Source organism: Caballeronia sp. GAFFF2 (genome assembly GCF_023631485.1).
GTDB lineage: Bacteria > Pseudomonadota > Gammaproteobacteria > Burkholderiales > Burkholderiaceae > Caballeronia.
The window spans coordinates 192905-216929 of the sequence record NZ_JALQDA010000037.1; the positions used below are offsets into that span (position 1 = coordinate 192905).

The 24025-nt window shown below is 62.1% G+C and carries 19 protein-coding genes and 1 pseudogene; 3 read left to right on the forward strand and 17 right to left on the reverse strand.

The window, feature by feature from the left end:
• Positions 1–80: 80 nt before the first annotated feature.
• Positions 81–992 (forward strand): LysR family transcriptional regulator, encoded by a 912-nt coding sequence (locus NCT04_RS30865; protein WP_250469662.1) that lies wholly within the window; start codon positions 81–83, stop codon positions 990–992.
• Positions 993–1060: 68 nt separating this feature from the next.
• The gene (locus NCT04_RS30870) at positions 1061–1618 is read left to right on the forward strand and encodes a TetR/AcrR family transcriptional regulator (RefSeq protein WP_244831730.1); all 558 of its coding nucleotides are present in this window, start codon (positions 1061–1063) and stop codon (positions 1616–1618) included.
• On the opposite strand, the gene NCT04_RS30875 is transcribed toward NCT04_RS30870, so the two are convergent.
• From NCT04_RS30875 to NCT04_RS30940, 14 genes are all read right to left on the reverse strand, one after another.
• Complete coding sequence (locus NCT04_RS30875) at positions 1571–3067, reverse strand: efflux transporter outer membrane subunit (protein ID WP_250469663.1); 1497 nt, start codon at positions 3065–3067, stop codon at positions 1571–1573. The genes NCT04_RS30870 and NCT04_RS30875 overlap by 48 nt on opposite strands.
• Positions 3064–6198, reverse strand: a complete 3135-nt coding sequence (locus NCT04_RS30880) for an efflux RND transporter permease subunit (RefSeq protein WP_250469664.1) — start codon at positions 6196–6198, stop codon at positions 3064–3066. The genes NCT04_RS30875 and NCT04_RS30880 overlap by 4 nt, the downstream gene beginning before the upstream one ends.
• Before the next feature lie 15 nt (positions 6199–6213).
• A complete protein-coding gene (locus NCT04_RS30885; protein ID WP_250469665.1) occupies positions 6214–7494 on the reverse strand; it encodes an efflux RND transporter periplasmic adaptor subunit in 1281 nt (426 codons plus the stop codon).
• A 422-nt stretch (positions 7495–7916) separates the two neighbouring features.
• On the reverse strand, positions 7917–8822 hold the full coding sequence (locus NCT04_RS30890) for a Solitary outer membrane autotransporter beta-barrel domain (RefSeq protein WP_250469666.1): 906 nt from the start codon (positions 8820–8822) through the stop codon (positions 7917–7919).
• A gap of 113 nt (positions 8823–8935) precedes the next feature.
• Positions 8936–9943, reverse strand: a complete 1008-nt coding sequence (locus NCT04_RS30895) for a GntR family transcriptional regulator (RefSeq protein ID WP_250469667.1) — start codon at positions 9941–9943, stop codon at positions 8936–8938.
• Between the two features lie 91 nt (positions 9944–10034).
• The gene (locus NCT04_RS30900; RefSeq protein ID WP_459905921.1) at positions 10035–11213 is read right to left on the reverse strand and encodes an ABC transporter substrate-binding protein; all 1179 of its coding nucleotides are present in this window, start codon (positions 11211–11213) and stop codon (positions 10035–10037) included.
• 41 nt (positions 11214–11254) lie between these two features.
• Positions 11255–12304 carry a CobW family GTP-binding protein gene (locus NCT04_RS30905; RefSeq protein ID WP_250469668.1) on the reverse strand — a complete coding sequence of 350 codons (1050 nt, stop codon included), beginning with the start codon at positions 12302–12304 and terminating at the stop codon, positions 11255–11257.
• On the reverse strand, positions 12301–12600 hold the full coding sequence (locus tag NCT04_RS30910) for a hypothetical protein (RefSeq protein ID WP_244831737.1): 300 nt from the start codon (positions 12598–12600) through the stop codon (positions 12301–12303). The genes NCT04_RS30905 and NCT04_RS30910 overlap by 4 nt, the downstream gene beginning before the upstream one ends.
• A gap of 12 nt (positions 12601–12612) precedes the next feature.
• The gene (locus NCT04_RS30915; RefSeq protein WP_250469669.1) at positions 12613–13368 is read right to left on the reverse strand and encodes an SDR family NAD(P)-dependent oxidoreductase; all 756 of its coding nucleotides are present in this window, start codon (positions 13366–13368) and stop codon (positions 12613–12615) included.
• Positions 13369–13393: 25 nt separating this feature from the next.
• Positions 13394–14149 (reverse strand): SDR family NAD(P)-dependent oxidoreductase, encoded by a 756-nt coding sequence (locus NCT04_RS30920; protein WP_250469670.1) that lies wholly within the window; start codon positions 14147–14149, stop codon positions 13394–13396.
• 18 nt (positions 14150–14167) lie between these two features.
• The gene (locus tag NCT04_RS30925) at positions 14168–15538 is read right to left on the reverse strand and encodes an MFS transporter (protein WP_250469671.1); all 1371 of its coding nucleotides are present in this window, start codon (positions 15536–15538) and stop codon (positions 14168–14170) included.
• Between the two features lie 23 nt (positions 15539–15561).
• On the reverse strand, positions 15562–16443 hold the full coding sequence (locus tag NCT04_RS30930; RefSeq protein ID WP_244831741.1) for a polysaccharide deacetylase family protein: 882 nt from the start codon (positions 16441–16443) through the stop codon (positions 15562–15564).
• Positions 16444–16676: 233 nt separating this feature from the next.
• Complete coding sequence (locus tag NCT04_RS30935) at positions 16677–17567, reverse strand: alpha/beta fold hydrolase (RefSeq protein ID WP_250469672.1); 891 nt, start codon at positions 17565–17567, stop codon at positions 16677–16679.
• Positions 17568–17683: 116 nt separating this feature from the next.
• Complete coding sequence (locus NCT04_RS30940) at positions 17684–18571, reverse strand: LysR family transcriptional regulator (protein WP_250469673.1); 888 nt, start codon at positions 18569–18571, stop codon at positions 17684–17686.
• 179 nt (positions 18572–18750) lie between these two features.
• Between NCT04_RS30940 and NCT04_RS30945 the strand changes: the two are divergent.
• A pseudogene (locus NCT04_RS30945) lies at positions 18751–19859 on the forward strand (alkene reductase).
• Between the two features lie 269 nt (positions 19860–20128).
• On the opposite strand, the gene NCT04_RS30950 reads toward NCT04_RS30945, so the two are convergent.
• The 3 genes from NCT04_RS30950 to NCT04_RS30960 are packed head-to-tail and all read right to left on the reverse strand — an operon-like array spanning position 20129 to position 23850.
• Positions 20129–21280 carry an epoxide hydrolase family protein gene (locus tag NCT04_RS30950; RefSeq protein ID WP_250469674.1) on the reverse strand — a complete coding sequence of 384 codons (1152 nt, stop codon included), beginning with the start codon at positions 21278–21280 and terminating at the stop codon, positions 20129–20131.
• 31 nt (positions 21281–21311) lie between these two features.
• Positions 21312–22646 (reverse strand): tricarballylate/proton symporter TcuC, encoded by a 1335-nt coding sequence (tcuC, locus tag NCT04_RS30955; RefSeq protein ID WP_250469675.1) that lies wholly within the window; start codon positions 22644–22646, stop codon positions 21312–21314.
• A 43-nt stretch (positions 22647–22689) separates the two neighbouring features.
• The gene (locus NCT04_RS30960) at positions 22690–23850 is read right to left on the reverse strand and encodes an L-talarate/galactarate dehydratase (RefSeq protein WP_250469676.1); all 1161 of its coding nucleotides are present in this window, start codon (positions 23848–23850) and stop codon (positions 22690–22692) included.
• Between the last annotated feature and the right edge of the window lie 175 nt (positions 23851–24025).

Genomic DNA, 24025 nt, shown 5'->3' on the forward strand with positions numbered 1-24025 from the left:
GCAGCGAACGAAACCAGAGTACATCCATCCGCCAAGTCGATTAACATCGCCAGCGTGGATATGAGAAATCGAGGAACCGCATGAATGGCACAGGCTTGCTGGAAGCCGAAACGTTTCTCTTCGTCGCCGAATACGGTGGGTTCGGCGCTGCGGCGCGCGAACTGGGTGTCACGCAATCCACCATCAGCCGGCGCATTTCGCTTCTGGAGAGCAGAGTTGGCGTGCGCCTCATCGAACGCACGACACGACACGTCGCATTGACCGATGCCGGCAAGTCCTACGCGAGTGAGTTACGCGACATCCTCTTGCGTCTTCGACACGCCGAAGCGCAAGCGCAACGCGGCGCGGCCGAACCCGAAGGCCTGTTGCGCATTACGATGCCGACCGCATTCGGCCGCGCCTGCGTCATTCCATGTCTTACGCGGCTTGCAAACCGTCATACGCGGCTGCGTTTCGAGGTCGATCTCTCGGATCGCTATGCCGACCTGCTCGAAGGCAATTTCGATGTCGCCGTGCGCCTTGCATCGACATCGCAATCGGGAATCAGCGAGCGGCACATTGCCTCGGCGGATCTTTGCTTGTGCGCGTCGTCGGCGTACGTGGCGATGCATGGGCCGATCACCGAGCCTGCGCAAATCGTCGCGCACGAATGCCTCGCGCTGCAGACCTACGCGCCGCGCACGAGCTGGAATGTCATCTGGCAGGGCAAACGAACCGAGATCAGCTTCACGCCGAAAATGGTCGTGAGCGATTTGTTCGCGCTTGCGGACTTTTGCCGCGCGGGGCTGGGCGTCGCGGTCCTGCCCATGTATGCGATAGGGTCTGCGTTGGCCGATGGCAGTGTCGTCGATGCCGCGCCTGAACTTTCCTTCGTGCCGCTCGAAGTCTTCGCAGCTTACGCGCATGGCCGCGAAAAATTGCCGAAGGTCGCGGCCTTTCTCGAAGCGTTGAACGACATCGGCAGCGTGGGCGCGCCTTTGAAAAAGCGTTGAAGATGCGATTGGTCACGCACGCTTTTGGATGTTAAATTACATCCATTTGGAAGAGAGATAGACACGTCATGCGCAAGTCCCGACAGGAAGCAGCCGAAACGCGCGAACGCATAGTGGAGTCGGCGTCCACGCGCTTTCGTGAGAACGGTATAGATGGCACCGCGCTCGCCGATCTCATGGCGCAAGCCGGCCTCTCGCACGGCGGCTTCTATAAGCATTTCGGATCGAAGGAACAAGTGGTGCTGGAGTCGCTCGAACTGGCGAGCGACACGTTGCGCGAGACCATGTCGTCGGCGCTTACGCGCAAGAGCGGCATCAACGCCGCCGTTGCGGATTACCTTTCGCCGGAGCATCGCGACAACGCGGGCGCGGGTTGTCCGTTCGTCGCGCTGTCGAGCGAACTCGCGCGTTCCAGCGACGAAGTGCGCACTGCCGCGACCGCGGGCATCGAGCGCCTGGTCGAACTGTTCGCCGGTAGTCTCGACGAGCCGCCCGCCGCCGCGAGGAAGCAGGCGCTCGTCATGCTCTCCACCATGATCGGCGCGCTGACGCTGGCGCGCATGGTCAACGAGCCAGCGCTATCTGACACCATCCTTCGCGAGGCCAGAAAGGCGCTCGCTCAGTGAGGCATCGTCTGCGGTAGCGGCGGGTTGCGTGCGCCAGCCGCCGCCAAGCGCGCGGAATGCGCCGACCGCCGCACGCGCTGCATCGGCGCGCGTGGCATCGAGATCGTCGCGTGCCACGAGCAACTGACGGTCTGCATCCAGCACGTCCGTGAGCGTGATCGCACCGGCCTTATAAGCGCGCTGCGACAAGTCGCGTGCGCGCGTGAGCGCGGCCACCTCGGCATCGAGTTCAATACCCCGGTTCTGCGTTTCGCTCAATGCGACGAACGCGTTCTCGACATCTTCCGCCGCACGCAACACGCTCTGCCGATAAACCGCAAGCGCCTCCGCATTCGCGCCACGCGCCGCCGCGACTTCCGCATCCACCTTGCCGAAGTCGAAGAGACGCCAGCGCAGTCCCGCCGTAATCGCCGGTTGAAACGCGCGCGCCGTGAACAGCTCATGCGAGCCGCCGCTATCGAAGCCGAGCAGACCAGTCAGCGAAAGCTTCGGATAATAGTCGGCAATCGCAGCGCCAATACGTTCATTCGATGCCGCGAGACGCCGCTCCGCCGCGATCACATCGGGACGTTGACGCAACAGCGCGGTGGCATCGGGCGACGCATCGATGGATGGAATGCCGGGGATATCCGCCGCTGTTGCCAATTCGCTCGCATACGTGCCGGGCTGCACGCCCATCAGCACGTCCAGTCGATTCAACTGCGCGTTGAGTTGCACACGCAGCGTAGGAACCACGGTGCGCGCTTGTTTGAGCAGTGCATCGGCTTGCGCGACTTCGCGTTCGTCGGCAGCGCCCGCGGCTACACGCAGACGCACGATGTCGAGCAGTCTCGCATCCGTCGATATCTGGTCCTGCGCCACCGCAAGACGCGCCTGAAAGCCGCGCACTTGCAGATAGGCATCGGCGGCATCGGCGGCGACTGTCACGCGTGTGCCGGCCTGCTCGGCCTGCGCGGCTTCTTCCTCGCGCGTGGCGGCGGCCGCATCGCGACGCAGACCGCCTGCCAGATCGATTTCCCAGCTTGCCGCCGCGCCTACCGTGTATTCGCGCTGATCGCGGCTATAGCCAGGGAAAGTGTGCGCAAGCGAGCCGAGCGGGCTGACGAGGCTTTGATGCTGCGCGCTCGCCGATGCATCGAGGTCCACCGTCGGCAACAACTGCGCACCCGCCGATGCCGCCGCCGCCCGCGCCTGCTGTACTCGCGCGAACGACGCCGCGAGATCTAGGTTCTGCGACAACGCACGCTCGACCACGGTGACGAGCATGGGATCGTCGAAGCCGGTCCACCAGGTATCGAGCGGTGGAGCGGTCTTGCCGGTTTGTGTGGGCACGTGCTGCAGCGGTTGCAGGGCCGTTTGCGGCGTGACGTAGTCGGGGCCGACTGCGCAACCGGCAAGCGCCGCGAATAACGTCGATGACGCAATCCATGTGAGCGATGGCTTCATCATGCACGCCCCTTGCCGAACCGGCGAATGAATACATAGAAGGCTGGCGTGAAGAGCAGACCGAAGCCTGTCACGCCCAGCATGCCGAACAACACGGCGGTGCCGAGCGACTGCCGCATCTCCGCGCCCGCGCCGGTTGCCACGGCCAACGGCGCGACGCCGAGAATGAACGCGAAAGAGGTCATGAGAATGGGCCGCAAACGGGTACGCGCCGCATGCACCGCAGCGGTGACGGCGGACACGCCCTCGTCTTCCTTCTGCTTCGCGAACTCGACGATCAGAATCGCGTTTTTCGCCGCCAACCCGACGAGCACGACGAAGCCGATCTGCGCGAGGATATCTATCGGCATGCCACGCAACGAAAGCCCGGTGACTGACGCGAGAATACACATCGGCACGATCAGCACGATGGCAAGCGGCAACTTCCAGCTCTCGTATTGCGCCACGAGCACGAGGAACACGAAGAGCGCCGCCGCGCCGAACACGACGAGCGTGGGCGTGCCGCGTTGTTGCTGTTGATATGCAAGCTCGGTCCATTCGAAGCCGATGCCCTGCGGCAGCACCTGATGCGCAAGCTCTTCCATGCGATGCAGCGCGGTGCCCGTCGCCACGCCCGGCGCTGCGACGCCCTGCACTTCCGCTGCCGGATAGAGGTTATAGCGCGGCACGCGATACGGAATCGTGCGGTCTTCCAGATGCGCGACGGTTCCTATCGGCACCATATCGCCGGCCTGATTGCGCGCCTTCAACCGCGTAATGTCCTCACCTGTCCGCCGGAAACGCCCGTCCGCCTGCACGATCACTTCATACGTGCGGCCCAGATAGTTGAAGTCGTTCACGTATTGCGAGCCGAGGTAGACCTGCAAAGTGGAGAACACATCCGTGGGCGTCAAGCCGACCTTTTGCGCCTTGACCCGGTCGATGTTGGCGAACACCGATGGCGAGCCCGCATTGAAGAGCGTGAACACGCCCGCGAGATTCGGATCACGATTGGCCGCCGCGACGAGTGCGTTCGCGGCCTTCACGAGCGCTTCCGGTCCAAGGCCCGCACGATCTTCGAGCATCATCTTGAAGCCGCCTGCATTGCCGATTCCTTGCACCGGCGGCGGCGGAATGGTCAACACGTATGCGTCCTTGATGACCGAGAGGCGCTTGCGCATATCGGCGAGTACGGTGTTGGCCGTCACGCCCGGCAGCGAGTGGCTATAGAGCGAAGGCAAGCCTGAAAACACCGTGCCAGAATTCGATGCCACCGTGAGCGTGGTTGCATCGAGCCCGACGAAGGGCGCTACGTGCTCGATACCATGTGTCGACAAGATGATATCGATGGCCTGACGCACGACCTTCTCCGTGCGTTGCAGCGACGAACCTGGCGGCAACTGCACGACGGTAATCAGGTAACCTTGATCCTGCTCGGGGATGAAGCCCGTCGGCGTGCGCGCGAATTGAAGCGCGGTCAATCCGATGAGCGCGACATACACTGCAAGCACCACGGTCAACCCGCGCACGAGCCTTCGCGTGACGTTACCGTACCCGAACGAAAGGCGCTCGAAGCCGCGATTGAAGCACGCAAAGCCGCCGTGCATGATGCGCGAAGCCCAGTTCGAACGCTCGGCATCGTGTTCGCTATGCGGCTTGAAAAGCACGGCGCACAGTGCCGGACTCAGCGTGAGTGAAACGAAACACGAGATCACCGTCGACGCCGCGATGGTCACTGCAAACTGCCGGAAGAAAAGTCCCGAGATGCCGCTCAAAAACGCCGATGGCACGAACACCGCGCACAACGTGAGCGCAATCGAGAGCAGCGCGCCGCCCACTTCGTCCATCGTGCGATGCGCGGCTTCAACAGGCAACATGCCCGCGCGCATGTTCCGCTCGACGTTCTCGACGACAACGATGGCATCGTCCACCACGATCCCCACCGCAAGCACGAGCCCGAACAGCGAGAGGTTATTCAGCGATATCCCGAACGCAGCGAGCACGATGAAAGAGCCGAGCAACGACACGGGAATGGCCACCACGGGAATGATCGTCGCACGCCAGTTCTGCAGGAACACGAAGACCACGGCCACCACGAGCAGGATCGCAACGAAGATGGTCGTCACGACTTCATCGACGGACTTGCCGATGAAGATCGTCGGGTCATAGATGATCTTGTAGTCGAGACCCGCCGGAAAGTCACGCTTGAGTTCACGCATCTCGCCGAGCACGGCCTTCTCGACCGCGAGCGAGTTCGCGCCGGGTTCGGCATAGATGAGCAAGGTCGACGCATCGCTGCGATCCATGAACGCGGTCGAACCGTAGTCCGCCGCGCCCACTTCCACGCGGCCGATATCGCGAATACGCGTGATGCGCCCCTGTCCGTCCGACTTCACGACGATATCGCCGAACTGCTCCGGCGTGGCGAGACGCCCGAGTGCCTCGACGTTGATTTGATACGCCTCGCTGTTGCCCGATGGCGGCTGGTTCAGCACGCCCGCGGAGACCTGCAGGTTCTGCGCACGCAGTGCCGTCAGCACTTCGCTTGCGGTGAGGTTGCTCGCCGCGACACGATCGGGGTCGATCCAGATGCGCATCGCGTATTCGCGTGCGCCCTGGAACTGCACATCGCCCACGCCCTGAATACGTGCGAGCGCGTCCTTCACATGCAGCGTCGCGTAATTCGAGAGATACAACGTGTCGCGCAGCTTGTCGGGCGAATAGAGATGCACCGCGAGCAGAATGCTCGGCGTGGACTTGCGCACTTGCACGCCGAGTCTTTGCACGTCTTCAGGCAAGCGCGGCAAGGCATCCTGCACGCGGTTCTGCGTGAGCATCTGCGCAACGTTCAGATCGGTGCCGATGCGAAATGTCACTGTTACGGTGAGCCTGCCGTCGCCGGTCGACTGGCTGCCCATGTAGAGCATGTTTTCGACGCCGTTGATCTGCTGTTCGAGCGGCGTCGCTACCGTACGCGCGATCGTCTCCGCCGACGCACCCGGATACGATGTCGTCACCTGCACGGTCGGCGGCACGATCTCGGGATACTGCGCAACCGGCAGCACGTACATGGCGCCGAGTCCGATCAACGTCAGGAAGGCACTGACGACCGTCGCGAATCGTGGACGGTCGATAAAGAAGTGAGCAATACGCATGAGTGTGTCGTTCCGCTATTTCGATTGCGCTGTCTGCGTGGTCCGCGTCGTCTGCGCGTCGTTTGCTTCGTAGCGGACCGCACCGTCGCGCGTAGTCACCTTCGAGCCGGGCGCGGCGAATGGCAGACCATCCACGATCACACGGTCATCGCGTGTCAGTCCCGCACGGATCACGCGCAAGCCGCCGCGCATCTCGCCGATCTCCACACGCTTGGGCGTGACGGTGCCGTCGTTTGCAACGGTCATCACGACATGCTCGGATTGATCCGGCAACACGGATGCATCCGGCACCAGCAAGGTCGCCGCGGGATGCGCCACGGCAAGCCGCACGCGCGAGAACTCGCCGGGCGTGAGCCGCAAGTCGGCGTTCGGCACGGTGGCGCGTGCATGGATGGTGCCGCTCGCGCGGTCGATCACGTTATCGAGGAAGTCGAGCGTGCCCTGACGCGAATAGTCCGCGTCCGTGCCCTCGCCGGAGGCCAGCTCGACCCTGTTCGCAAGCGGCCCTTTCGTATCCGCGCGATAGCGTGAGAACGACTGAAAGTCAGACTCGCTCATGTCAAAGTCGAGATAGATGGGATCGAGCGAAACGAGCGTGGCGAGCAGCGTGGTGGGGCTCGTCGCCGCGCGGCTGCCCGCGATCAGATTGCCCGCCGACACCAGATGCCTGCCAATGCGTCCCGTGAACGGCGCGAAGATCTTGCAGTGATCGAGATCGAAGCGCGCGTCGCGAATCTGCGCGGCGGCATCGTCCAACGCGGCCTCTGCGCCATGCAGTTCGGAAGTGCGTTGTTCGACGCTTTGCCGCGTGCCGGCATCGCCCCGCTGCAACTCCTGCGCGCGCTCCAGTTCCTGCTTCGCAAGCACGAGACGCGCTTGCGCGGTCTGCTGCTGCGCCTTTGCCTGAGAGAGCCGAATCTCGTACGGCACGGAATCGATAGTGAAGAGCAGATCGCCTTTGCGGACCACATCGCCATCCTTGAAGTGGATGCCCGTGAGCGTTCCGCCCACTTGCGCGCGAAGCTCGACCTGATCGACAGCCGAGAACTGACCGAGAAACCCTAAGCGCGTATCGAGGTCGCGCACCACTGGCTTGCTCACGGTCACGTCATGACGAGGCGGTGCGGCTTGCACACTTGCGGTGCTTCCGGCATTGCGATGGTTGATGTAGAACCATCCGCCGCCTATGGCCAGCATGGCTGCAATGGCGATCCACGTGGCGGTGCGGCGCCGGGCTGGCGGACGATGGCTTTGCCGCGCCTCTGCCTCGTCATCGAGTTTTGCTTTCGTATCCACCTGCGTTCACCTCAAGAGAGTTGGGATCGTCCGCCGAGCGCCGCTCGGGAAGACGTGTCCCGTCCGGCTCGTTTGGATGTCGACCATCGTCTAAAGGCGTTTAGATTACGTATACAATCTTATTGGTCAAGCGTTTTCAATAGTCGCAATCGGAATATGAAAAACGGAACGTGCGCAAGCTTCGGCCGGACAAGGCTCTGCGCGATTGTTCGCGCGCCGTGTCATGTGTGTTCAGACAGAGCGATTTATGCGGCGAATGCCGTGCTGTAGTGTGGCGAGTGATGGCTCTCGTCATGGAGCCGTCAACGGTTGCGGATAGAGGTTGTTTCTCGTCCGCTTTGCAGGCATCGATGGGTGGACTCCTCCAACCCCCGCCCTTTGCTGCCGGAGCGCACGGCATTGCGCCGTGCGCTTTTTTTTGTTCAGTACTGCAGGCCCAGGCTTGCCGACCAACCCCGGATGTTTGGTCCGAACAAATAGCTCACGCCTAGTTTCACGCTGGTTCCACCCTGAGTTTTGGCGCTCAACGGAGTCAGCAAGCCGAGGCCGACTTCGGCAACAGTGGAAAAGCCGAGCGCACTTCGGTTCGCGCCGAAGAAGCCGCCGTAGCCGCTGCGCACGAACCAGTCGAGCTTGCGCTCGAACACGCTGAGCGATGTCGGCCGCGCATATTCCACACGCAGCGAGTACACGCCGGCGGTTTCCCGAAAGCCCTCGAGTCCTGGCGATTCATCGAAGGTCGAGATCCACGACCATGCAATATGTGCCTTGACGCTGAGGCTTTGCTCGTCCTGCTCACGCATCCATTCGATGCCGGCGTTCGGCGTGACGAGCCATGCATTCGTATGCCAGTTGAAGAGCACGCCATCGGTGAGTGAACTCAGCGGCTTCGCGGAGCCTTCGTAGCTGGCGCCGTTGATGAGGCGCGCGAGTCCGGCATCGATGGCGGGCGTGAGTGTAAAGCCATAGCCGAGCTTCTGGCGCCACACTACGCCGCCGCCCAGACTGAAAGCGGACCATTTGCTTCCGATACTGCCCGCTCCGGGCGATGGCGAATCCACTGGCAAGGTCGCGCGATTGGAAAGATAGCCCGCGGAAACACGCCAGAAGATATCGCTTCCGGGTGTGATCGTCGCGAGCTTCGACTCATACGGCACGCGAAAGATGTCGATGGTGGGCTTGATGCCCGCATTGGAGAGGTCGAAGTGAGCGGAATTGATATCCGGCGTGGCGGCGAGATTCAGCAGTTGCGCATAGCCCGAGCCGAGCCGGACGCCCGCGACCTGATCCGCGACCGACTGCGCAAACGCGACCCGAGGCGTGGCCACGCTCGCAAGAACGCCAGCAACGATGCAACAGCCAAGAGGCATTCGACGCACGCTCGGGCTCCTTCGGGCTATACGTCGCATCATCGCACAGCGGCGCGCTTGTCACGTGACTATCAGGCGATGCGTTGCATATACGCCGGCAAGTCGGGATCGGGCAAGACCGCCAGCACTTTCAAGCGCTGCAGCGTGCGCTTCTGTCCGGCGCGAAGATGTTGCGTGAGCGCATCGGCGGCAGCCTGCGCATTGCCCTTCAGAAGAAGACGAACGACCTCGCGATGCTCGCTCAACATACCCGCTTCCGGATGCAGATTGAAGGCATCGTAGAAGGCATGATTGACGATGAGCGGCATATGCGCATGACCGATGGCCGCGCGTAATTTGCGGTTGCGCGAAAAACTCAGCAAGCTGTCGTGCAGCGTGGTTTCGATGCGATAGAGCGCTGCGGCATCGACGGAATCGGGCAGTGCAATCGCACGCTCGATCTCAACCAGCGCCGCTTCCAGTTGCGCGCGTGACAACGAAGGCGCGCTTGCCAGCAGCGCAGCAGGTTCGAGCAACACGCGCAACTCGTAGTCTTCCGCCACGGCACGCGCGGTAAGCGGTCCACATAGCCAATGCGAATACGCCGACTTCTCCACCAACCCGCGATCGCGCAAACGGTTGAGCGCCTCACGCACCGTGCCGCGACTCACGCCGAACGCTTCGGCCGCGTCGCTTTCGTCGATCCGAAAATGTCCGAACACGATGCCAAGCGAAATCACGCCTTCGAGCGCGTCGTAAATGCGCTCGCTATTCGAGGGAATGTCGAGCGGCTCGGGCGGGCGGTCGAAGCCGAGCGCATCTTCGGAAAGCGGCGCACGTAGCGGCTCCGGCACGCCGCCGTCGGGATGCGCCACGAGATAACCGCGTCCGTCGAAGGTATGCAATAGGCCGCCCGCATGCAGCATCTCAAAGGCCTTTCTCACCGGCACGCGGCTCGTGCCGAAGATACGCGCGACGGGACCTTCGAGCAGCACGAGACCCGGCGCGATATTGCCGAGTGCAATCGCGGTCTTGAGATGATCGTGAATCAACCGGTAACGCAGACGGCTGTCCGGTTCGATAGAGTCGACCGATGCCATCGATGCGTCTGCCGTGTCCTCTGCGTCTGCGAGAGGAGCGGTGGTTCGGGAAGCGCTTGCGCGTCTTGTCATCGTTGAACGAACTTCGCTGTCAGGACCGCATGAATTCGGTCCAGCGGCGTACGAGATAGTTATGCTCGTCCATCACCGAGTCCCACACGGCGACCCGGCTCATGCGCGAGACGTAGTTGCCGCCGTCGCGCATCTGTCCGGCAGGCACGAGATGCTTGCGCGTCGGGCCGGGAAGGTCCTTGGGCGCTTCTCTGCCATCGTACCAGTACGCCCATTCCGCGTCGCTCATGTGCTCGCGCGAACGCTCCGGGTTCGAGATATAAAAGCCCTGACGCGCCATGGTCGCGCCTGCCCATCCTTCGAGCCACCAGTTGAGATATTCGTAGGAGGCATCGAGCATGCGTCCATGCGCGAGCCGCGATATACCGATACCGCCGAACCAAGCACGATACCCCTCACGCGGCCGCGCGAGCCGAAAGCGCAAACCGGCGCGTTCGAGTTCGACCGTCGCCGGCGACCAGATGCTTTGAATCACGACCTTGCCCGCGATCATCAATTGCGCGGCTTCGGCGAAGCTCGACCAGAAGCCCGCGAAATGACCGCGCCGTTTGAAGTCGATGAGCGCGGCGATCAACGCATCGATCTCTTCGATACTCAGGTTGCCGATATCCTCGAAGCGCATCAGCCCGCAGGCTTGCACCGCCAGCGCGGCATCGATCGCGCCGATGGCCGCATCCGCCTGCAGCGCGACGCGTCCCGCAAGTTCGGGCGCAAGCAGCCATGCCCAGCTTTCCTCGCCTGCAAGAAGCGAAGGCGGCATGGCATCTTCGAGGTAGACGAAGCTGTCCGCATTGTGCGTGAGCGGCAGCATGCTGATGCGTTTGCTCGGCTTGCGCGCAAGCGATCCGTCCGTCTGCACGAAGAGGCGGTCGGCGGGCACGCAGCCCACGCCATTGCTCAAATTGCGTCCGGTATGTCCGGTGCGCGCAAGTGTGTTGACCTCGTCCCAACGACGAATGCGCGCGACATCGATAGGCTGCAACGCATGCGCGGGCCACAGGCATTCGATGCTATGAAACCATTGATCGTAGAGTTCGTAGCGGTCCGGGTGCATCACGCCTTCGCGCTGCACACTCGAACCGTCATCGACGATGAAGCGCAGTTTGATACCCAGGTCCTGCTCCGCGCGCTTGCGCAGATGTTCCTGTAGCGTGACGGATGTGCCGAGCACGCGCAGCTCGACCTTCGACGGATGCACGGCGGGCGCTTGTGGACCGGAGAGATTCGAGCGGACGGGATTCAATCTATGGCTTCTGTCTCGAGGTGCCGGCAAAAGCGCCGGTAGGAAGCAGCCACTGCGTCGCGATCCAGTCCTTCCGCAATGAACACGAGTCGCGAAAGCGGCGCGCCGCCGGGCCAAGCGTCGAGATGCAATACGGGATGCACGAGATGATGCACGGCATGCAGCACGACCGGTTGGGACTCGCCGCGAATGGCGAGCAGTCCCTTGACGCGCAGGATGTTATCACCGTGACGGTTGAGCAGCATGGTGAACCATAACGTGAACACGGGCCAGTCGGGTGCCTGGTCGAAATCGATAGAGAAGGAAGTCAGCGTCGAGAGGTTCTCCCGGTGTTGCGAAAGACGCGCCAATGGACGCTCGCCATCGTCACGTCGTGCGTTCGATGTCATGCCCGTGCGACGCACGAAGTCCGCGAAATCCGGCACATGCGCTGCAAGGCCGAGCACCGCGGATGCATCGTCGGTAACGGTACGGCGCGCCATGCTCGCGGCCGGATTCACGCGTTCGAGTTCGGCTTCGAGTGCCGCGACGTGAGCTTCATCCACGAGGTCCGTCTTGCTGATGAGTAGACGGTCCGCAGCCGCCACTTGCGCGAGCCATTCGGAATGCCGCTCGCGTTGCTGACGCGCGTTGACGGCATCGACCACAGTGACGACCGACGCGATCGAATAATGACTCGATACCACGCGATCGCCGAGCAAGGTCGCCATGATCGGCGCGGGCGTGGCAAGCCCCGTCGTTTCCAGCACCACACGCGAGAACGGCGGCACTTCACCGCGTGCGCGTCGTGAGAACAGGTGCGCAAGCGCGTCCTTCAACTCGCCGCGAATGGCGCAGCAGACGCAACCGTTGTCGAGCAGCACGGTCTCCATTTCCACCTTGCCGATCAACAAATGGTCCAGCCCGACTTCGCCGAATTCGTTGACGAGCACGGCCGTATCGCGCGCGGCATCGCCCTTGAGGACATCTGCAAGCAAGGTCGATTTACCGCTGCCGAGAAAGCCCGTCACGACGATCACCGGAATCACATCGTAGGCAAGGCTCATGGCGCGGTCTCGTCATCGGCGAAAAGTGTCAGCGGATCGAGCGGACGCCCGAGCATGCTTTCCGCGGCCTTCCATATCTGCATGAAGTCTTCGATCATCAATTGCGCGCCGGTCGGCGAAGAGAGTACGAACGATTGGCCGTGAAAGTCGGCAAGACGCAGACGAAACGTTTCGAGCACGCGGTTCGCATGCGCGACCTGCGCATAGCGCTGCGCGCGCGCATTCACGCCCGCGCCCGCCGAAACCGTGTTCGACCAGTGCCGTCCGCCGCCCAGTAATCCGCACATGCCGCACATGAAACCTCCCTCTTAAGGCATGACGTCGCCGGAATTCGGTCCGAGCGTCTGCCCGACGAACAGGTTGCCGCCCGGGTCGGAGGCGAGCAAGACCGCTGTGGGCGCAACTTCTTCCGCGCGGCCGAAGCGGCGCAGCGGCAGTTCTTTCGCCTTCATCTCCTTCCATGATGCGCTGATTCCATCGACGAGCGGTGTCTCTATCGGCCCCGGCGCAATGGCGTTGACGAGCACGTTGTCGGGCGCGGCTTCCAGCGCGAGCGATTTGGTGAAGCCGATCACGCCCGCCTTGGCCGCCGCGTAATGTGTGAGTTCCGCGCCGCCCTTGATGCCGAGCTGCGACGCCACGTTGATGATGCGTCCCCAGCGCTGCGCGGTCATCGAAGGCAATGCGCGACGCGAGCAGAGAAACACGCTGCGTAAGTCCACGCGCATCATGTCGTCCCACATTGACGTGGTGAGGTCCATGCAGCGTGCCTGCGTGAGCATGCCCGCATTGTTCACGAGAATGTCGATGCCGCCATAAGCCTCGATACAACGATCCACGATACCGTGCGCGCCCGCCTCTTCGCCGACATCGGCGATCACGGTTTGCACTGTGACGCCGAGCGCGCGGCATGCGTCCGCTTGTGTGGCCAGACGCGCTTCGTTGAGATCCGCGAGCACGAGACGCGCGCCCGCTTCCGCATAAGCGAGCGCAATTGCCGCGCCGATACCGCTTGCCGCACCGGTCACGACCGCGCGACGGCCTTCGAGTGAAAAGGATGCCATGTGCTGTTGTTCCTGTGCGTGAGAATCAGCCGGGCCAGCGCACGGTGAGTCCGCCATCCGCGATGATCGACTGGCCGGTGATGTAGGAGGCGTCGTCGCTCGTCAGATAGCGAATCAGCACGGCGATTTCTTGCGGCCTGCCGACGCGTCCGAGCGGAATGCCCTTCGCGGCTTCGCGCAAGCCATCGGGGCCGAGCGAATTGACGGCATCGAGCGATTGCGGCGTTTCGATCAGGCCCGGAATGACCGCGTTGCAACGGATGTTGCGCGGCGCGAGTTCCATCGCCACTGCGCGGCACAGTCCCGGCACGCCCGACTTCGCGGCGGAATAATGCGTGTGGTTCTCCCATCCATAGACACCACCCGCTATGGACGATATCGCGACCATCGCGCCGCCATCGGTCATATGCCGCGCTGCCGCACGGAAGGTGCGCATGACACCGGACAGATCGACATCGAGCATCTGATGCCATTGTTCGTCGCTCATCTCGGTGAGCGGCGATGCGCGCAGCAAGCCCGCATTCGCCACCGCATAGTCGATGCGTCCGAAGCGCGTGATCGCTTCGTTCGCGAAGGCTTCGACTTCCTCGGCGGAAGTCACGTCCACCGCGTACATCACGCACTGACCGCCCGCCTTCTCGACTTCGGCTGCCGTGACTTGCGGGTCATGCGGGTCGCCCGGAAAGTATCCGCCGACCACGGCCACGCCGATCTGCGCGTATGCCACGGCCAGCGCTTGCCCAATGCCGCTCGCCGCGCCCGTTACCAATGCTGCTTTCACGAAAGACCTCCAGTGGAGTTACTTGATTTCGGTGGGATCGACATGACGCGCGAACATAATTAGCACGCCGGAAAGGAAACACGGCAATGCGCCGAACCAGAGCGCCGCGTGCAGCCAGTCGCTACCGTGATTGAGCATCGAGGTGACGCCGACGCCCGCGAGGATCGCGCCGATGGGACCCATTGCATGGACGATCGAGCTGCCCGTGCCGCGAATGGCCGTCGGATAACTTTCGCCGATGAAGAACAGCGCCGCCGAATACGGTCCGATCAGGAAGAAGAGACCGAGGCTATAGAGCGCGACGACCACGCCCTGGCTGCTCGGACCATAAAGCATGCCCGCGAACGACAGACCGCCGAGCATCCAGCCGATGGCGAGCGTGTTGCGCCGGCCGATCTTGTCGCCGATCCATCCGTGACTCAGATAACCGCAATAGCCGATCACGTTCGACAACACAAGAATCAGCAGCGAGCTTTCGAACGACACGTTATGCACGCGAGTGAGCACCGTCGTGCCGAGCACGCTGAACACCTGAATCGCGGACCAGTTCAGCAAAATGCCGCCGCCGAGCACGAGCGTCGCACGCAATGCGCTGCCGCGAAACGCTTCGGAAAGACCTGCGCGGCTGTGCTCCTCGTAGTCCACCGAATGCGTGCCCGCGAGACTGCGCGCTTCGCCGTCGTGACCGGCTTCGCGCAACTGTTTGATGCGCTTGTGCAGCAGGAATTGCGGGCTTTCCTTCAGACGCCGCGTCATGAAGAAGATGACGATGGCCGGGAACGTCGCGAAGATGAAGCACCCTTGCCAACCGATACGCGGCAACAAGAGCGCCGTGAGACCGGATGCGATCAGCGCGCCAATAGGCCAGCCGCCTTGCACGAGGCTATAAATGAAGCCCTTGTTGCGATTGAGCTTCGGATCGTTGGCCGCCGAATACAGTTCGTTGAGGTAAGTCGCGTTGACGGTTTCCTCGGCATAACCGAGACCCGAGAGTGCGCGGATGAACACGAGCGGCCACTGACCCATTGCGCCGCCCACGACCGTCAGTCCCGAGCACAACGCCGCGCCAGCCACCGTCCACAAGAGCCCTGCCTTGCGGCCGAGACGATCCAGTAATGGCCCGATGGCGAAGGCGATCACCGCCGTGCCGATTGCCACCAGCGTGGCGATTTCGGCTTGCGAGGCGGCGTCCCAGTTGTAGTGCTTGCCGATCTCGGGCAAGAGCGTGCCGAACAGGATGAAGTCGTACACGGCAAAGACCCACGCGAAAAAAGCGACCACGGTTGCGCGTTTTACGTCGCCGGGCGTTATATGTTCGAGTTTGAAGCTTGATGCCGACAGCGGGTTCGCTTTCGCCGGCGCGCTCTTGCTGAGCTCGGAAGGAGTCATGGGATGGGCTCGTATCGGTAGGGTCAGGACTTGCGTGGCTGGCGGCGCAGGAAGTCGTCGGCGATTTCATCGCAGGTGCAAAAGCGCACGCCTTCGTGCTTGCGGAAATGCGCGATCAGACGTTCGAGCATGAGCAATACTTGCGCGCGGCCGGATACATCGGGATGGATGGTGATGGGAAACACCGCATAGTCGTGCTCGCGGTACACCCAGTCGAATTGATCGCGCCACATCTCCTCGATATCGCGCGGATTGACGAAGCCGTGACTGTTGGGCGCCTTCTTGATGAACATCATCGGCGGGAGATCGTCGAGATACCAGTTCGCGGGAATCTCCACGAGATCCGTTTCCTGTCCGCGCGAAAGCGGCTTCATCCACGTATCCGGATGCTTGCTGTAGTCGATCTTCGTCCAGCTGTCGCCGACGCGCACGTAGTACGGGTGGTAGTCGTTGTGCATCAGGCTGTGGTCGTACTTGATGCCCTTCTTCACCAGTAACTCGTTCGTCACGTTACTGAACTCCCACCACGGCGCGACGTAGCCCGTCGGCCGCTTGCCCGCGAGTTTCGTCACCAGGTCGATGCTGCGATCCAGCACGGCTTCTTCCTGCTCCGGCGTCATCGCGATGGGGTTTTCGTGGCTATAGCCGTGGATGCCGATCTCGTGGCCCGCGTCCGCAACCGCCTGCATCTGCGTGGGAAAAGTCTCGATCGAATGGCCGGGAATGAACCATGTGGTCTTGATCTTCTCGCGCTCGAAGAGCTTGAGAAGGCGCATGGAGCCGACTTCGCCCGCAAAGAGGCCGCGCGAGATGTCGTCGGGCGAGTCTTCGCCGCCGTATGAGCCGAGCCATCCGGCGACCGCATCGACATCGATGCCGAATGCTACGAGTATTTCCTTGGCCATCTGCTTTTCTCCTTTGAGCGCTGCGTTGTCGGTTCGAAGCATTGCTTCGCTTTCACCGGGCACTTAAATGTACATCGTTGACAACATACGTTTACGATGCCGGGTTAAAAAATAATCGGCAAATGAGGGATTACCCTTAGTAACGATCTCGAAGATGAAAAGGGACGGGCGTGCGGAGGCGCGGCCCGTGCATTGAGCGTGGACCGGATTGAACGGAGGCGACGGCGAGGGGTTTAGGTTTGCGCGTGCAGCGTTAGTAAGGCATCGGCGAATGCCTCGGGTTTTTCTTGCGGCAGGTTGTGTCCCGCGCCTTCGACGACGCGATATTCAAAAGGTCCGCTGAAATGCACAGAGTGATGCGCGGTGCCGCCGGTGGACATGACACCGTCGTCCGCGCCGTCGAACGAGATCGTGGGAACAGAGATGGGCGGCGCCTTCGCGAGTTGCTGTTCGAGCGCGTCGTAACGCGGATCGCCATTCACGAGCCCATAGCGATGCCGATACGAATGGATCACGACGTCGATGAAGTCTTCGTTGTCGAACGATGCGGCCGTCGCGGCGTAAGTGTCGTCGTCGAAGCGCCAGCTCGGTGACCATAACGTCCACAGCAAGCGGCAGAGTTCTCGGCGGTTCGCGGTCAGGCCGGCACGGCCGCGCTCGCCATGAAAGTAATACTGATACCAGTAGCGAAGCTCGTTTTCCGGCGACGACGGCTTGCCCGATGCCGCGATGTCCTGAATGTTGTAGCCGTTGAGCGTGACGAGCGCCCTGACGCGTTCGGGATGCAGCGCCGCGACGATGCACGCGGCGCGTCCGCCCCAGTCGTAGCCGCCGAGCATTGCGCGCCCGATGTCGAGCGCATCGAGCAATGCGAGCAGGTCAGCGCCCAACGCCGCTTGCTCACCGGAACGCGGGGTATCGGCGGAAAGGAAGCGCGTTGGACCGTAACCACGCAGATAAGGAACGATGACGCGTGCGCCTTGTGCCACGAGAAGCGGTGCGACTTCATCGAATGAATGAATGTCGTAGGGAAAGCCATGCAGCAACACAACGGGCCAGCCGTCTGTCGGCCCGGACTCTTCATAAGCGATATCAAGCAAGTCGGTCTCGATGCGGTTGATCATGCGCTTATCCTCGACGTAGACGTTCGATGACAGCTAGCGTATACGATCCGCATGATTCGCGTGGCGCTTACGAGATATCGAACACGCTCGAAAGCGGAGGTCATTGGCAATAGAGACTAAGCAATCCGCAAATGCTCGCTGATGTAGTCGATGAACACGCGCAGCTTCGGCGATGCATAACGCGTCGCCGGCCAGAGAATCCAGAATGTCACCGTCTGATCGATGTAATCGTCCAGCACGATCTGCAGCGCGCTGCTCGCAAGCGCATCGCGCACGAGAAAGGTCGGCACGAAGATAAGTCCTTTATCTTGCAGCGCCAGGAACGCCAGCACTTCGATAGTGTTGCTCAGGAACGTCTGCGGCAACTCGGGCTCCGCTTCCGCCGTGCCGAGCTGAAACGGCCAGCGTTCGAGCTTGCCGGTGGCGGGAAACTTATGCAGCAGGCATGCGTGATTCACGAGTTCCGCCGGATGACGCGGCACGCCATGCTGCTTCAGATATCCGGGTGACGCGACGACCACTTGCCCGCATGAACCAAGACGCCGCGAAACGAGCCGCGAATCGTGCTGCGCGCCCGTGCGAATCACGGTGTCGAAGCCTTCCTCGATGATATCGACCATACGGTCTGACAAATCGACATCGATTTCGATATCCGGATACTGCGCCATGAACCCGTCCAGCGCGGGCATGATGAGCGCGGACAATTGCGGCGTGCTGATTCGCAAACGCCCGCGCGGGCTGCCCGCTGCATTGGACAGTTCGGCTTCGGCGGCTTCGACTTCGCCGAGGATGCGCCTGCAACGTTCGAGAAAGAGCGCGCCCTCGGCGGTCAGCGTAATGCTGCGCGTGCTGCGATGAAAAAGCCGCACGCCGAGACGCTCTTCCATGCGGGCAATGCCCTTGCCCACCGCCGACGACGACACGCCCAATTGCCGTCCCGTCTCCGTGAAGCTGCGCGTTTCAGCGACTTGCACGAACATCGAAATGCCGCCTAGGCTGTCCATGAGTATCCCGAAGAACTGGCCGACTCGCGCGACGCGATCCGCCGATTAAGGAAGTTCTTGTCCGATATATTCGGAACCTTAGCCCATTTTTCTTATGTCGTCCGGTTCATACACTCTCTTCAAGCCTTAACACCTGCCGTCGAGGAATTCGACGGTCATCCGCATTCCGGAGAGAGAACATGTCCAAACTTCATTCAGCCGTCAGAGTCGGTCCCTACGAGTTTTCGCATCGCGTCGTGCTGGCGCCGCTCACGCGCATGCGTGCCGAGGAAGGCGCCATCCCCGGCCCGTTGATGGCCGAGTACTATGCGCAACGCACGTCGAAAGGCGGCTTCCTGATCAGCGAAGCGACCATTGCCGCGCCGAACGGCAACGGCTACCTCGGCGCGCCCGGCCTTTACGACGACAGCCAGATCGAAGGCTGGAAGCAAGTCACGGAAGCCGTGCATGAAAGAGGCGGCCGCATCTTCCTTCAGCTTTATCACGCGGCCGCCAGTCCAATAGCCAGTTGCAGCCGGATGGCGGCGCGCCGGTGGCACCGTCGGCGGTTTTGCATGGCGGCGTCGCTTATACGGAAGCTGGCTGGATTCCCAACACCCCGGCCCGCGCGCTCACCAGTCCGGAAATCGCGCAACTCGTCGAGCGCTTCCGCACGGCAGCGGAGCGTGGCAAGAAAGCCGGTTTCGATGGCGTCGAACTGCACGCCGCGAACGGATATCTCTTCGATCAGTTCCTTCAAGACGGCAGCAACAAGCGCACCGACATCTACGGCGGCTCGTTCGAAAACCGCGCGCGCTTTCTGCTGGAGGTCACGCGCGCCGTCATCTCCGTGTGGGGCAGCCAGCGCGTCGCGGTGCGCCTCGGGCCGAGCGGCACGTGGGGCGATATGTCGGACAGCAATCCCGAAGCGCTCTTCTCCTACGTGGCGCGTGAATTGTCGAAGCTCGATCTGGCGTATCTGCACTTGATCGAACCGCGCGTGCTCGGCAATGTCGATGACGACAGCAAAGACCCCGCACCCGTGGCCGCGCAACTGATCCGCAAGCATTACGAGGGCGTCATCATCGCGGCGGGCGGCTTCAAGGGGCCGACGGCCGAAGCCATCCTGCAAGCAGGCGATGCCGATCTAGTGGCGTTCGGACGCGACTTCATCGCCAATCCGGATTTGCCCGAACGCCTTCGTAATCGGTGGCCGCTCAATGCGTATGACCGTCCCACGTTCTTTGGCGGGACCGAAGCTGGCTATACCGACTATCCGTTCCATCGCGCCGAAGCACGGGCCGCGTAAGCCGGAGGCCGCCATGAACGCTACTTCCCCGCCGGTGTCTCTGACGCCACTCTGCTGGCTCGCGCTCGGCACGTTGCGGGGTTGCGCGGTACGCCTGTCGCGTTATCGCTCAATGCATGGTTCATGTGTCTCGGCTTCTCACTCGGTGCCGCGCTCGGGTCGATCACGCTGAATGTTGCGTCGTGACCGATCTTGGCTTGACCGCGTCGGTCTGCAAGATCGCGGCGTTCACGCTGACCTTGTGCGAAGCGGCGCCCGCCGCGGCATGACTAACGAAAGCGCCTGAAGAACGTGCGCATTTCGACGGCAAGAAGTTCGGGCTCTTCCATCGCGGCGAAGTGGCCGCCGCGCGGCATCTCGGTCCATTGCGCGACATCGAAGACACGTTCGAGCCATTCGCGCGGCGGCCGGCTCAATTCTTTGGGAAAGCGCGCGTAACCCACTGGCGGCAACACGCGCTGACCCGCAGCGAAACGCATGGGTTGCAGGCGGTTTTCGTAGTACATCTGCACCGCCGTGCCAATGCTCTGCGTGTGCCAGTAGAGCGAGAGATTCGTCAGCAACTCGTCCTTCGAGAAACTGCGCTCCACATCGCCGTCGCAATCGCTCCATGCGCGGAATTTCTCGCAGATCCACGCGGCGAGTCCCACGGGGGAATCGTTGAGCGATGCAGCAAGCGTCTGCGGCTTCGTGCTGTGCATGTGCGCGTAGGCGCCTTCTAGTGCGACCCACTCGCTTCGCGCGCGCACGAAGTCTTGTTCGGCAGCGTTCATCGGCGCGTTTGCGGAATCCACGGATGGTTCGTAAGAGCCAGGCAGAAAGTTGAGATGAATACCATCGACATGCCGTCGATGCCGTAACGCCAGCGCAACCGACACCGCCGAACCCAGGTCGCCGCCTTGCGCACCGAAGCGCTCGTAGCCTAGACCTTGCATCAGCGCGGCCCAGATATCGGCGACTTGAAACGCGGACGTGCCGGGCTGCGCGGGCGCGGCGGAAAACGCGAAGCCCGGCAGCGACGGCACGATGACATCGAAGGAATCGGCCGGGTCCGCTCCGAACGATGCGGGATCGCACAGCATCTCCGTCAGCGCATGAAACTCGAAGAACGATCCCGGCCAGCCGTGCGTGATGATGACCGGATACGGCTTTGGACCCACGCCCCGCCGATGCACGAAGTGCACGCGCTGGCCGTTCACATCCGCAATGAATTGCGGTTGCCGGTTGAGCTCGCGTTCGGCGGCGCGCCAGTCGAACGTATCGGTCCAGTACTGCACGAGTTCGCGCAGCCACGCGATATCGATACCTTGTTTCCAAGACTCGGATGGCGTCATGGGTGGCCAGCGGGTATCGCGTAGCCGGCGGCGCAGGTCGTCGATCGCTTCGTCGGGAACGGCAATCTTGAATGGCTCGATGTGCATGGCGGGTCGCTACTCCAGCAAAGTCGGAGGTTCAGTGTAACTCGACCTTTTGCCGCGCTCCCGTCTTCTCGTGATTCAGGCAAAGCGCCGCCGCGAGGCTGATCGCCGCGTTGATCGCGAGCCACACGCCGACCATCGCGCTGCTATGAAACGTGTGCGTGAGCCATGTGAGGATGGCGGGCGTGAAGCCGCCCAGCACGGCCGCTGCGATAGCCTGCGCGAACGCATAGCCGGATGTGCGCGCATTGGGCGGCACGAGTTCGACCATGGCCGCGACCTGAACGGCGCTGTAGGCTGCATAGATGAACGAGAACCACAGTTCGACCACCGCGAACCTCAGCACGGTTGCATGCGTGGCGAGCCATGACATCAGCGGATACGCGGTGACGGCGGCCAGCAACGTGACGACGATCAGCACCGTGCGACGGTTGAAGCGATCGGCCACGAGCGCCATGATCGGCAGCCAGACGAGCACCGACAAACCGCCGAAGAAGAGAATGATGAAGCCCGCGGATGCGCCCAGATTCAGGCTCTTGATGAAGGTCGGCGCGTAAGTGGTGATGGTCTGCGAGGTCACAGTCGCCATCGACACCATGCCCATGCACAGCACGATGGTGCGCCAGTCCGAGACCAGGCTCGTGCAGATCTCGGACATCTTCGGCGCGCGCTTTCTGGCCGCGAACACCGACGTTTCCTGAAGACTCGAGCGCAGCCAGAACATGACGGGAATGACCACGCAGCCGAGCAGAAGCGGCACGCGCCATCCCCATGCGTGCAGTTCGTCTTGCGTCAGCCAGTAAAGCAGAACGAGTCCGACGAGCGACGCCACCATCACGGAGATTTGCTGGCTGCCGGCTTGCCAGCACGTATAAAACGCGCGGCGTCTGGCCGGCGCGATCTCCGCGAGATAGACCACTACGCCGCCGAGTTCGGCGCCTGCGGAGAACCCTTGCATCAGCCGTCCAAGCAAGACGATGATCGGCGCCGCGATACCGATACTCGCGTAGGAAGGCGTGCATGCCACGGAGATGATGCCGAGCGACATCAACGACAACGCGAGAATCAGACCCTTGCGGCGCCCATGACGGTCCGTATACGCGCCGAGCACGATAGCGCCCACGGGCCGCGCGAGAAAGCCGAACGCGAAGGTCATGAGCGACATCATCAGCGAGATGTATTCGTTGTCGCTCGGAAAGTACGTCTGCGCGATGTATCTCGCGTAATAGCCGTAAATCATGAAGTCGTAGATTTCCAGCGCATTGCCGGCGACGACCTGAATGATCGGCTTGATCGCGACTCTCGATCTGTCGACCTCCGGCGCACTCGCTGACGCGAGGCCTGGGCTTGCAACCGCGGAATCCTTCATCGCTACTCCTGTCGAAAAGCGTTCTTTCTGGCCGATGGAAACGTCAGGCGCGTGCGCCGATTTCCACTTCCTGCGCGGTCCAGCCCGCAACGCGGTCGCTGAGCGTGAGACCGAGACCGGGACGCGTCGGCACGAGCATGCGGCCATCGCGCGTTTCGAGCCGTTCGTTGAAGAGCGGTTCGAGCCATTCGAAATGTTCGACCCACGGCTCGCGTGCATAGCTTGCCGCGAGATGCACATGCAGTTCCATGGCGAAATGCGGCGCGAGCATGAGACCCGCGTGATCCGCGAGCGTCGCGACTTTAAGAAACGGCGTGATGCCGCCGACGCGCGGTGCATCCGGCATCAGATAATCCGCCCCGCGCAACCGGATGAACTCCCAGTGCTCCGACACGCTCGTTAGCATCTCGCCTGTGGCGATCGGTGTATCGAATTGCGTGGCGAGCGCTGCATGGCCTTCGGCGTCGTAGCAATCGAGCGGCTCCTCGATCCAGACGAGATTGAACTGTTCGAACGTTCGGCACATGCGTTGTGCGGTCGGACGGTCCCATTGCTGGTTGGCGTCGACCATGAGCGGGAAGGCATCGCCCAGATGCTTGCGCACGGTTTGCACGCGATGAATGTCGAGCGCCGAGTCCGGCTGGCCCACCTTGAGCTTGATGCCACCGATGCCTTTTTCGCGCGATATGTCGGTGTTGGTCATCAACTGATCGAGCGGCGTATGCAGGAAACCGCCCGACGTGTTGTAGCAGCGCACCGACTCGCGTTGTGCGCCCAGCAGCTTGGCAAGCGAGAGGTTCGCGCGCTTTGCCTTCAGGTCCCACAGCGCGACATCGAACGCGCCGATGGCTTGCGCCGCCATGCCGCTGCGCCCCACCGACGCCCCCGCCCACGCGAGCTTGTCCCACAGCCGCGCGATGTCGCTCGGGTCCTCGCCGATCAGCACGGGCGCGATCTCCTTCGCATGCGCGAACTGGCCCGGACCGCCCGCGCGTTTTGAATAGCTGAAGCCGAGTCCGCGTTGACCATCGGCCGTTTCGATCTCCACGAAAAGAATGGCGATCTCGGTCATCGGCTTCTGCCGGCCGGTCAGCACCTTGGCGTCGCTGATGGGATTGGCGAGCGGCAAGAACGTGGAGGCGACGCGAATCCACCTTATTGAATCGTTCGATGTTTCTGCGAGAAGCGAAGACGTTGCGTTCATGTGCCGATTCCTTGAATGACGAGTTCGAAGCCTTTAGCGATGAGTCGATCATACAATGATTGCGCAATCATTCAAGTTTAATTGATTGCCCAATCATCATGGTTTACGCTTAATGCACGAGTGCGAACGTCTTTGATCGGTGGGGCTTCATGGTCTAATCCGATGCGTGGCGCTT

Coding starts and splice junctions, on each gene's coding strand:
- NCT04_RS30930 (WP_244831741.1), bottom strand. CDS start 16,443: ATGGCCAAGGAAATACTCGTAGCATTCGGCATCGATGTCGATGCGGTC.
- NCT04_RS30880 (WP_250469664.1), bottom strand. CDS start 6,198: ATGCGTATTGCTCACTTCTTTATCGACCGTCCACGATTCGCGACGGTC.
- NCT04_RS30940 (WP_250469673.1), bottom strand. CDS start 18,571: ATGGACAGCCTAGGCGGCATTTCGATGTTCGTGCAAGTCGCTGAAACG.
- NCT04_RS30915 (WP_250469669.1), bottom strand. CDS start 13,368: ATGGCATCCTTTTCACTCGAAGGCCGTCGCGCGGTCGTGACCGGTGCG.
- NCT04_RS30960 (WP_250469676.1), bottom strand. CDS start 23,850: ATGAACGCAACGTCTTCGCTTCTCGCAGAAACATCGAACGATTCAATA.
- NCT04_RS30925 (WP_250469671.1), bottom strand. CDS start 15,538: ATGACTCCTTCCGAGCTCAGCAAGAGCGCGCCGGCGAAAGCGAACCCG.
- NCT04_RS30935 (WP_250469672.1), bottom strand. CDS start 17,567: ATGATCAACCGCATCGAGACCGACTTGCTTGATATCGCTTATGAAGAG.
- NCT04_RS30870 (WP_244831730.1), top strand. CDS start 1,061: ATGCGCAAGTCCCGACAGGAAGCAGCCGAAACGCGCGAACGCATAGTG.
- NCT04_RS30950 (WP_250469674.1), bottom strand. CDS start 21,280: ATGCACATCGAGCCATTCAAGATTGCCGTTCCCGACGAAGCGATCGAC.
- NCT04_RS30895 (WP_250469667.1), bottom strand. CDS start 9,943: ATGGCATCGGTCGACTCTATCGAACCGGACAGCCGTCTGCGTTACCGG.
- NCT04_RS30910 (WP_244831737.1), bottom strand. CDS start 12,600: ATGTGCGGCATGTGCGGATTACTGGGCGGCGGACGGCACTGGTCGAAC.
- NCT04_RS30865 (WP_250469662.1), top strand. CDS start 81: ATGAATGGCACAGGCTTGCTGGAAGCCGAAACGTTTCTCTTCGTCGCC.
- NCT04_RS30875 (WP_250469663.1), bottom strand. CDS start 3,067: ATGATGAAGCCATCGCTCACATGGATTGCGTCATCGACGTTATTCGCG.
- NCT04_RS30905 (WP_250469668.1), bottom strand. CDS start 12,304: ATGAGCCTTGCCTACGATGTGATTCCGGTGATCGTCGTGACGGGCTTT.
- tcuC (WP_250469675.1), bottom strand. CDS start 22,646: ATGAAGGATTCCGCGGTTGCAAGCCCAGGCCTCGCGTCAGCGAGTGCG.